This window comes from Desulfobacterium sp. N47 (assembly GCF_051233685.1).
Classification (GTDB): domain Bacteria; phylum Desulfobacterota; class Desulfobacteria; order Desulfobacterales; family RPRI01; genus RPRI01.
This window is the reverse complement of record NZ_JBAMMY010000222.1, coordinates 1-11,058: the sequence shown is the minus strand read 5'-3', so window position 1 is coordinate 11,058 and position 11,058 is coordinate 1. Positions and strand designations below refer to the sequence as shown.

8 protein-coding genes and 1 pseudogene are annotated in these 11,058 nt (G+C 42.0%); all 9 read left to right on the top strand.

Translation table 11 applies throughout. The features are described 5' to 3' along the window. A pseudogene (locus VXK47_RS14545) lies at positions 1–126 on the top strand (IS1595-like element ISDssp6 family transposase); the annotation flags it as partial. Positions 127–170: 44 nt separating this feature from the next. Further along, entirely contained in the window at positions 171–575 is a 405-nt protein-coding gene (gene mce / locus VXK47_RS14540) for a methylmalonyl-CoA epimerase (protein ID WP_435549512.1), read from the top strand. Positions 576–615: 40 nt separating this feature from the next. Continuing rightward, complete coding sequence (scpA, locus tag VXK47_RS14535) at positions 616–2,736, top strand: methylmalonyl-CoA mutase (protein ID WP_435549511.1); 2,121 nt, start codon at positions 616–618, stop codon at positions 2,734–2,736. A gap of 157 nt (positions 2,737–2,893) precedes the next feature. After that, positions 2,894–3,913 carry an ArgK/MeaB family GTPase gene (gene meaB, locus VXK47_RS14530; protein WP_435549510.1) on the top strand — a complete coding sequence of 340 codons (1,020 nt, stop codon included), beginning with the start codon at positions 2,894–2,896 and terminating at the stop codon, positions 3,911–3,913. A 180-nt stretch (positions 3,914–4,093) separates the two neighbouring features. Continuing rightward, positions 4,094–5,647, top strand: a complete 1,554-nt coding sequence (locus VXK47_RS14525; protein WP_435549509.1) for an acyl-CoA carboxylase subunit beta — start codon at positions 4,094–4,096, stop codon at positions 5,645–5,647. 59 nt (positions 5,648–5,706) lie between these two features. Further along, on the top strand, positions 5,707–5,925 hold the full coding sequence (locus tag VXK47_RS14520; RefSeq protein ID WP_435549508.1) for a hypothetical protein: 219 nt from the start codon (positions 5,707–5,709) through the stop codon (positions 5,923–5,925). 233 nt (positions 5,926–6,158) lie between these two features. Further along, positions 6,159–8,153: a pyruvate carboxylase subunit B gene (locus VXK47_RS14515; RefSeq protein ID WP_435549507.1), complete on the top strand. Its 1,995-nt coding sequence runs from the start codon at positions 6,159–6,161 to the stop codon at positions 8,151–8,153. Between the two features lie 440 nt (positions 8,154–8,593). Further along, entirely contained in the window at positions 8,594–9,757 is a 1,164-nt protein-coding gene (gene sucC / locus VXK47_RS14510) for a succinate--CoA ligase subunit beta (RefSeq protein WP_435549506.1), read from the top strand. A 37-nt stretch (positions 9,758–9,794) separates the two neighbouring features. Then, on the top strand, positions 9,795–10,673 hold the full coding sequence (gene sucD, locus VXK47_RS14505; RefSeq protein ID WP_435549505.1) for a succinate--CoA ligase subunit alpha: 879 nt from the start codon (positions 9,795–9,797) through the stop codon (positions 10,671–10,673). The last annotated feature ends 385 nt before the right edge of the window (positions 10,674–11,058 follow it).

The window sequence follows — 11,058 nt, the reverse complement described above, 5'->3', positions numbered from 1 at the left end:
GAGGTATGCTATCGTTTCAATCGTAGGTTTTGGAATAAGGAAGTGTTCCATCGCTTATTATTTGCTTGCGCTACAACGACCACTATAACGAGGGATGAGCTGATGTCAAAAAAGCGGGTCAGCTAAGTCAATAGGCAATTTATAAGAAAATTAATAATTAGGAGTAATATGTGAAAATTTTGAAAATAGACCATATCGGCATTGCCGTAAATAAAGTTGATGAACGGAAAAATTTCTGGACTGATGTTATGGGTTTATCGCATACAGGCTCTGAAGTTGTTGAAGAACAAAAAGTTCTGACGGCATTTTTCCCGATAGGAGAAAGCGAAGTGGAACTTTTGGAATCAACAGCTCCGGACGGGCCCATTGCCAAATATATTGAAAAACGTGGGGAAGGCATTCAGCATATAGCTTTTTGCGTGGAAGATATCGACGCTGCTCTGGATGAATTAAAAGCCAAAGGCATAAAACTTATTGATGAAAAAGCCCGCATCGGCGCCGGTGGCGCAAGGATTGCTTTCCTTCATCCCAAAGCAACAAACGGAATTTTGGTTGAGCTGTGTGAAAGAAAATAATAAGCGTTCATAAAAACAATAATTTGAAGGAGTATCAGAAATGTCAAATATCAATGAATGGGCTGAGCTATGTGCAAAAGAGATCAAGAAGCCTGTCGAATCCCTTAACTGGCAAACACCCGAAGGAATCACAGTAAAACCGCTTTATACCGCCGAAGATCTTGAGGGACTGGAATTTGTCGATTCTCTTCCGGGATTTGAGCCTTATGCAAGAGGCGTCAAGGCCAGTATGTATTCGGGAAGGCCGTGGACTATCCGGCAATATGCCGGTTTTTCAACTGCAAAAGAATCAAATGCATTTTACAGAAGAAATCTTGCCGCAGGTCAAAAGGGACTTTCAGTTGCATTCGACCTTGCGACTCACAGGGGTTATGATTCGGATCATCCCAGAGTTGTCGGCGATGTAGGAAAGGCCGGAGTTGCTGTTGATTCAGTGGAAGACATGAAAATCCTTTTTGACCAGATTCCGCTTGATGAGATGTCCGTTTCAATGACAATGAACGGCGCTGTTCTTCCCATTCTTGCAGGTTATATTGTCGCTGCGGAAGAACAGGGTGTTGCACATGAGAAATTAAACGGTACGATTCAAAATGACATTTTAAAAGAATACCTTACAAGAAACACATACATCTACCCGCCTGAACCGTCCATGAGGATCATATCGGATATTATCGGATTCTGCTCTAAAAACATGCCAAAATACAATACCGTGAGCATAAGCGGTTACCATATGATGGAAGCCGGTGCGAATTCTGTTCTTCAGACTGCTTTTACATTGGCGGATGGTCTTGAGTACGCAAAAGCTGCGCTTGCAGCAGGACTTGATATAGATGCTTTTGCTCCGCGTCTTTCCTTTTTCTTCGGGATAGGAATGAATTTTTTCATGGATATAGCAATGCTGAGAGCAGCCCGTTATCTCTGGGCTGATATAATGAGCCAATTCAATCCGAAAAAGAAGCAGTCTTTGATGTTAAGAACCCATTGCCAGACATCCGGCTGGAGTCTTACCCAACAGGATCCTTATAACAATATTATAAGGACGACTCTGGAATGTCTTTCGGCAGTGCTTGGCGGAACCCAGTCTCTGCATACAAATGCTTTTGATGAGGCTGTCGGATTACCAACGGATTTTTCGGCAAGGGTTGCAAGAAATACTCAGATAATTGTTCAGGAAGAGTCACAGGTATGCCACGTTGTAGATCCTCTTGGCGGCTCTTATTATGTTGAAGCTCTTACAGATGCCATTATTCGCGAATCAAAAAAGATAATAGCGGAAATCGAAGGTCTTGGCGGAATGGCTAAAGCCATAACAACCGGCATGCCTAAAATGAGAATAGAAGAGGCTGCTGCAAGAAAGCAGGCCAGAATAGACCAGGGCAAGGATGTTATTGTCGGAGTTAATAAATATCTGGTACAAGACGAATTGCCGCTGGAAGTTCTGGAAGTATCCGCTGCTGTGCGCGATGAGCAGGTTGCAAGATTAAAGGAAATTAAGGCTAAAAGAGATTCCGCCGAGGTTAAAAGAACTCTTGAAGCATTAACCAACTGCGCAGAAGCAAAAGGCAATATTCTTGAAGCATGCCTTCCGGCGGTGCGCGCCAGAGCAACTATTGGGGAGATTACGGATGCCATGGAAAAAGTATTCGGACGATATGTTGCAACTACCCAGTGCATTTCAGGAGTGTTTGCTGCGGAATACGGAGACAGTGAGATAATCGCTTCCATCAAGAAAAGAACGGATGAATTTCTTGAAAAAGATGGAAGAAGGCCGAGAATTTTACTTACAAAAATGGGACAGGATGGCCACGACAGGGGTGTTAAGGTTGTTGCTACAGCTTTTGCCGATTTAGGCTTTGATGTAGATATAAGCCCTATGTTTCAGACACCGGAAGAAGCTGCCCGGATGGCGGTGGAAAATGATGTTCATGTCGTGGGAGTATCCAGTCTTGCAGCAGGACACAAGGTTCTTGTCCCACAGTTGATTGAAGCCCTTAAAGCTGAAGGCGGAGAAGATATTCTTGTTGTTGTGGGAGGTATAATTCCTCCTGCGGATTATGATTTTCTGTATAAAGCAGGAGCTGTTGGAATATTCGGTCCCGGCACGCCGATCACGGAATCTTCAAACAAGGTATTAAATGCGCTTTTTGAAAGACGCAAATAAGATAGCTCATAAGCTTATAAGTTCGTAAGTTTGTAAGCTGTTTAAGGGGAAAAGGAAAGATAGCAGATTGTGATAAGGGTTCAAGGGTAAAACATATAATCTCCTGAGCCCTTGATCTCTTGAATCCTTTAGCCCTATTTAATTATATAGTGATATTATGTCAGTAAATAAAAAACCGGAAGATCCGCAGCACTATGTGACAGGACTCCTTGAAGGAAACAGGCGTATCCTGGCAAAGACCATAACTGTTATAGAAAGTTCGCATCCGTCTCATCAGGATCTTGCAGGAGCTATTGTTGACCGGATTCTTCCGAATACCGGCAAAGCCGTTCGTTTGGGTGTTACCGGTGTTCCGGGTGTTGGGAAAAGCATGTTTATTGAAAGCTTTGGCATGATGCTTGTCAATAAAGGTTATCGTCTGGCGGTTCTTGCCGTTGATCCCAGCAGCAGAAGAAGCGGCGGAAGCATTATGGCCGACAAGATGCGCATGGAAAAGCTTTCCGTAGAACCAAATGCTTTTATAAGGCCTTCTCCTTCCGGAACTACATTGGGAGGAGTGGCAAGAAAAACAAGAGAAGCAATGCTTGTTTGTGAAGCCGCTGGTTTTGACGTAATAATTGTTGAAACCGTTGGCGTTGGTCAGTCTGAAACGGAAGTTTCTTCAATGGTTGATTTTTTTCTTGTTCTTATGCTGGCCGGAGCAGGAGACGGATATCAGGGAATAAAAAAAGGGGTTCTGGAAATTGCAGATGCTATAGCAATTACCAAAGCAGATGGCGATAATGTTGAAAAAGCCAAGCATGCAAGAGTGGAATATGAAAATGCCCTTCATATTATAGCCCCGCAGTCTAAAACTTGGTCACCACCTGTTGTTATTTGCAGCTCTTCGGAAAAGACAGGAATAGAAGAGATCTGGAATATCGTTATAAATCACAGAGAAAAGATGTCAAAAAGCGGTGAGCTTGAGATAAACAGAAAAAAACAGATGGTTAACTGGATGTGGGCGCTTATCGAAGAAGGGCTTAAGGAAAGATTTCATGGCAACCCTGATATAAAAAAGCTTCTTCCGAAGATTACACATGATGTTGAAAACGGAGTTAAAGCCCCAACCATTGCATCGGATGAGCTTCTTTTTTTTCTTGACAATAACAGTGTTACCTATAAGAAGCATGCTTGAGGTAAATTTTAAAATTAATCACATAAATGTGGATTAGGCGAGTATAAATATCAGGATATCTGATATATAACATCAAATATCTTAAATTCGTGGTTCGTACCATGATCCATAGATCAGAGAGGTCTTGAACGTTTAATTTTGCTAAAGCTTAAGAGTCTCTCAGAGGAAAGGAACTTTGTTATGGGTAATGTGAAAGATAAAATTAAAGATCTTAAAGATCGTGAAGCTAAAGCCCTTATGATGGGCGGTGAAAAGGCTGTTGCCAAGCAGCGCAAGGATGGACGTCTGACAGCCAGAGACAGGCTGAATCTTTTGTTTGATCCGGGTACTTTCCGGGAAATTGATATGTTTGTCACCCACAGATGTGTAAATTTTGATATGGAAAAAGTTGAAATCCCTGCAGACGGAGTTATTACAGGTCATGGCCTTATTGATAAAAGGCCGGCTTTCGCATTTTCACAGGATTTTACTGCAAGAGCCGGAAGTCTTGGTGAAATGCATGCCAAGAAGATCTGTAAAGTAATGGACCTTGCATTAAAAGCGGGAGTGCCCTGCATAGGTCTTAATGATTCGGGCGGTGCAAGAATTCAGGAAGGAGTTGATGCCCTTTCCGGTTACGGCCAGATCTTTTACCGCAATTCACTTGCCTCAGGCGTGATACCACAGATATCTGCTATCATGGGACCTACGGCAGGCGGTGCGGTTTATTCTCCGGCTATGACTGACTTTGTTTTCATGGTAAAAAATACCAGCTATATGTTTATTACAGGGCCTGATGTTATCAAATCGGTTACAGGTGAACAAATAAGCTTCGAAGAGCTTGGCGGAGCCATGACTCATAACGAAAAGAGCGGAGTCGCCCATTTTGCCTGTGAAAATGATACAGATACAATAATGAACATTAAAAAGCTTCTTTCCTATCTTCCGGCTAACAACATGGAAGATCCTCCTATAATTCCAGCAGGCGATGATCCGGGTCGTTTGGCACCTCAGCTTGATAAAATAATTCCTGAAAACGCCAACCAGTCCTATGATATGAAGGAAGTAATCAAAGCTATTGTTGATAACGGAGAATTTTTTGAGCCCCATCTGTATTATGCCCGTAATATTATAATTTGTTTTGCAAGACTTAACGGAAGAACTATCGGAATAATAGCAAACCAGCCGAACGAAAAAGCCGGGTGCCTTGATATCAATGCTTCAGACAAAGCCACGAGATTTATAAGATTTTGTGATTCTTTTAATATTCCTCTTCTTACCATTGCCGATGTTCCAGGTTATCTTCCGGGAAGCGACCAGGAATGGAGCGGAATTATCCGGCACGGCGCAAAGCTTCTCTGGAGCTATTCCGAAGCGACAGTTCCTAAAATACTTCTTGTAACCAGAAAAGATTATGGCGGATCATATCTTGCAATGTGTTCGAAAGATCTTGGTGCGGATATGGCCTTTGCGTGGCCGACTGCCGAAATTGCAGTAATGGGTGCCGGCGGAGCAGCAAATGTAATTCACCGTAAAGAAATAAATGAAGCAAAAGATCCTGTTGAAAAGCGCAAGGAAAAGATAAAAGAATATGAAGATCTGTTCTCCAACCCATATTGTGCTGCAACAAGAGGCTATATAGATGCCGTTATCATGCCGAGTTCAACCAGACCGCGCCTGATAGATGCTCTTGAAATAATGTGTACCAAACGTGAGATAAGACCATCTAAAAAACATGGAAATATTCCTTTATAATAGTCTTAATGATTATTCCGGGAATTTTACATTATTTACGGTTGAGGAAATAAAATATTATGAAAATAAGCAAGAAAACTGCTGCAATAATATCTGCAACAATAGTCGAATATATAAGTACTGAAGAGAAGATGTTATCTGCACAACCCGGAAGGCAGCCACTTGCCGGGGCAGGTGCTTTACCCCCGGCTAATCTCTGGGGTATAAGCGGCAGACAGGATATTATGCAGATGCGAAACCTTATGCAGTTTAGGACTTTTAATAAGATAAGACCATAAGTCGCTGAATTAGGTTAAAGCTGATAAGAATAAAGGGTTCAAGAGGAAAAAGCTCATGAGTTCATAAGTTGATAAGCTCATAAGCATAAAGGAAAATGAGTAATAATGCTTTATCCTTTTCCTTAATAACTTAATAACTTAAGAGCTTATGAGCTATTGTATCCTTGACCCCTTTTACTATAAAGGATCGAACCGGAAGTTTTGTAATGATATTTAATTAGGAGAATTATTATATGACCGATCACGATAAAGTAAAAAAAGCGGCCATGAAATACGGAAAAGACAGGCCTAAAGCTAAAAACCCGGTCCTGATAGAAGATCTGACTCTTCGTGACGGACACCAGTCTTTATTTGCAACAAGGGGACGAACCGAAGACATGATTCCCGTTGCCGAAATGATGGATGAAGTTGGGTTTTGGGCTTTGGAAGTCTGGGGCGGAGCAACTTTTGATACCATGCACCGCTTTTTGAATGAAGATCCGTGGGAAAGAATAAGGACTCTGAAGCGCTATATCAAAAAGACCCCTTTTTCTATGCTTCTTCGTGCTCAGAATCTTGTTGGATACAGAAATTATGCAGATGATGTTGCACGCGCCTTTGTAGAAAGAGCAGCTGTAAACGGCATGGATATATTCAGAACATTTGATGCATTAAATGATTACCGTAATTTTGAAACGGTTGTTCCTGTGATAAAGGACTGCGGGAAACATTTTCAGGGATGCATATGTTATTCACTGACGGAAGCCAGAATGGGCGGTGATGTATATACTCTTGAATATTATGTCAAAAAGGCTAAAGAACTTGAAAAAATGGGAGCGGACAGTATCTGTGTTAAAGATATGGCCGGTCTTATAGCGCCTTATGATGCTTACGATCTTATCAAGGCTTTAAAAGACGCTGTAAAAATTCCTATTCATCTTCACAGCCATTTTACCTCAGGCATGGCTCCCATGTCTCAGCTAAAAGCCATCGAGGCCGGTGTCGACATACTTGATACCTGCATGACTCCCTATGCACACAGAACATCTCATCCTGCAATTGAGCCGCTTGTCATGACCCTTCTCGGCACAAACAGGGATACGGGTTTTGATATTAAGCATCTTGCTGCGATTAATGAAATCTTTGAAAGAGACATCCTTCCCAAATACAGGCACCTGCTTGATGATTCAAAAGTTTCGATTATAGATATCAATGTCCTTCTTCATCAGACTCCGGGCGGAATGCTCTCCAATCTTGTCAACCAGTTAAAGGAAATGAATGCCCTTGACAAGATAGATAAGGTTTACTCTGAGTTGCCGAAAGTCAGAAAAGACCTGGGACAGATTCCGCTTGTCACACCTACAAGCCAGATAGTGGGCATTCAGACAGTTAACAATGTTCTTTTTGGCGATGAAAAAGACAGATACAAAATGATTACCGATCAGGTGAAAGATCTTTGTTACGGCCTTTATGGTAAAACCGCTGTTCCAATCAATTCTGAGCTGCAGAAAAAAGCTCTTAAGGGATATCCTCGCGGAGAAAAACCAATTACATGCAGACCGGCTGAAGTTCTTAAACCTGAGCTTGAAAAAGCAAAAGAAGATGTTAAGGATCTTAGTACCGATATCGATGATGTGCTTATTTATGCTCTTTATCCGGTTACCGGTAAAAGATTTTTAAGATGGAAATACGGCAAAGAAGAGCCTCCTGAAGAAGTGAAACCCAGGACCCTTGAGCAGGTTAAGGCCCAGGCAAAGGCTGAAAAGGAAATAATGGCCAGGGCAAAGGCAGGAGAGCTTGTTGAAAAAGTTGAAAAGAATAACGCTCCAATAAAGGGGGACAAATTGCGTAAATTCAATGTTTTTATAGACGGGGAATATTTTGAAGTAGGAGTTGAAGAAATAGGAGGCGCAGCACCGGTTGTAAGTTATATTCAGCAGGTTGAACCTGCTGCAGCCCCTGTCCAGGCTGCTGCAACGCCAAAAACGGCTGCACCACCTGCCAAAGACAAAGCTCCCGGGCCAGCTGCGGCAGGAGGAATTACTCTTAATGCGCCAATGCCGGGAATGATAATTTCATATTCAAAAAATGTTGGTGATGAGGTTAAAAAAGGGGATACGGTAGTAATACTTGAAGCCATGAAGATGGAAAATGCCCTTCCTGCGCCTGCAGACGGAATAATAAAATCTATAAATTTTAAAAGCGGAGATTCCGTTCCTAAAGACGCTGTTTTGTGCGTAATAGGTTAGTATGGAATAAACCGCTTGAATTTTAATCAGGCAGCGGGAAAGGGGAAACCACTTTCCCGCTGCTTGTAAAATTCCATTTTTGCTTTATTAAAAGGCGGCAGTAAACAACAAAAGGCTGAATGACGCACATCGATTTAGAAGTTTTATTTTCAAAGTGCTGCGTTTAATATACCGGTCCATACCAAAGACCGTAAACAAGATATTAATAAAAACTATCATAAATCATAATAAAGTGATGCATGATATAGAGACCTTTGTATAACGCTCCTTTTTATCTGACTACAGTTTATGTTTCATTAAAGAGCGCGTCAGGCAGAAATTTCAATCATCGGAATGCTTATTATATTCCTGTGGCTGAAATTATCACTTTCCTTAAACTTTAGCAAAGTCGAACGTTCCTATAAGATCTCATATAGTGATTAAAAGGAAATTGACATAGTATGAAAATTCATGAGTACCAGGCAAAAGAATTATTCGGAAAATACGGCGTTCCTGTTCCGAATGGAGGCGTTGCATTCAATTCTGAAGAAGCGGTTAAGGTTTCAGACTCGCTTGGTTGTTTTCCGGTTGTTGTAAAGGCACAGATTCATGCCGGCGGGCGCGGGAAAGGAGGAGGCGTCAAACTATCCAAATCCGCTGATGAGGTAAGAAGTACTTCTGAAAGTATCCTGGGAATGAACCTTGTTACCAATCAGACAGGGCCTGAAGGAAGACTTGTGAAAAAGGTGCTGGTTGAACAGGGGCTTGATATTAAAAAAGAGCTTTACCTTGGAATTATACCGGACAGGTCTACAGCCAAGTTTGTTATTATGGCAAGCGAGGCCGGAGGCATGGACATAGAAGAGGTATCTGAAAAGACACCTGAAAAAATTATAAAAATTTTTATCGATCCCATAGCCGGAATCTATCCATACCACTGCCGGGAGGCAGCATACGGACTTAATCTGCCGCCAGGCTCGGTAAAGGAATTTACCGGAATGCTTAACAGCCTCTACAAGCTTTTTACAGACTACGACTGTTCTCTTCTTGAGATAAATCCTCTTGTAATTACAGCTGAAGATAAGGTTATTGCCCTTGATGCTAAGATTACTTTTGATGATAACGCTCTGTTCCGCCACAAGGATATTCTTGAATACAGGGATATTGATGAAGAAGATCCACTTGAGGTGGAAGCATCAAAATTTAATCTGAATTATATCAAAATGGATGGAAATGTCGGGAATATGGTAAATGGCGCAGGGCTTGCGATGGCTACGATGGATATCATCAAGCTTGCGGGAGCCGAGCCTGCCAATTTCCTTGATGTAGGCGGCGGAGCGAGTGCTGAAATGGTTGAAAACGGCTTTAAGATCATACTTGGAGACAAGAACGTAAAAGGAGTTTTCATAAATATTTTCGGCGGTATCTTAAGATGTGATGTTCTTGCGGAAGGCGTTGTCAAGGCGGCAAAAAAGACTGGAATTGCCGTTCCTGTGGTTATCCGCATGGAAGGAACAAATGTGGAGATAGGAAGAAAGATACTTTCGGAATCAGGGCTTAATCTTATTACGGCTATAGATTTACAGGATGCAGTCGGCAAGGTGGCCGCTATAGTAAATTCATGATTTCAGCTGGTTTTTCAAATACGCGAGGTAATATAAAGTGAGTATTTTTGTTAATAATAATACACGGCTTGTAGTTCAGGGTGTTACTGGCAAAGAAGGTCAATTCCATACGCGCCAATGCGTTGCTTATGGAACCAGCGTTGTTGCCGGTGTTACACCAGGAAAAGGCGGCCAGAAAATGGATGATGTGCCGGTTTTTAACACAGTAAATGAAGCCGTGAAAAAAACAGAGGCAAACTGCAGCATGATTTTTGTGCCTCCTCCTTTTGCTGCCGATGCAATAATGGAGTCAGCCGATGCCGGGATTGAACTTATAGTTGTTATCACAGAAGGAATTCCGGTTATGGACATGATGAAAGTTAAAAAATATATTTCGGGAGGAAAAAGCAGGATTATAGGACCTAATTGTCCCGGAATCATCACACCGGGAGAGTGCAAGGTTGGAATTATGCCCGGTCATATCCATAAGCCGGGAGGGCCTATCGGAGTGGTATCAAGATCAGGTACTCTCACATATGAGGTTGTTCATCAGCTGACACAAAAAGGAATAGGTCAGACCACCTGCATAGGTATCGGAGGAGATCCGGTAAACGGCACCAGTTTTATCGACTGTCTTGATGCATTCCAGAAAGATGAGCAGACTAAAGGCATCGTCATGGTAGGAGAGATCGGCGGAACCTCTGAAGAAGAGGCATCTGAATTTATTTTAAAGAATGTTACAAAACCGGTTATTGGTTTCATAGCAGGGATTACGGCTCCCCCGGGACGGCGAATGGGACATGCAGGTGCTATTATAAGCGGTAAAAGCGGAACTGCCCAAGGCAAAATTGAAGCAATGAAAAAAAGCGGAATACATATATGCGAAAATCTCGGTGCTCTTGGCGAGATATGTGTTTCGGTATTCAAAAATGCATGAAACATTTATTGTTCAATGTTTTACCCATTGCTGGGCCAGACTTTAACAAAGAATAAAATTCTTGACAAGAAATTCTTTTCAAGATAGGAGCCACGCAATAATAGCTTGTAATATATAATAAATTTATTAACCGAAGAATTGAGAAGGAAATAGAATCATGGATTATTCGACTTTAACTTTCAATAAAGAAAACGGGATCGGGTCTGCGACATAAATATGGGTAAAAACTTGACAAGGCGAGATATTTCGCCTATAGTCTGATTGCTTGTTAAGCATTCAGACTATAGGAGGAAGCCGATGGAAGAAACTATTGAAAGCTTGGAGATAGAGCGGGAACATTTATATAGGCAATTGCAAGAAACCGGAGATTTCCGGAGGGGAATCA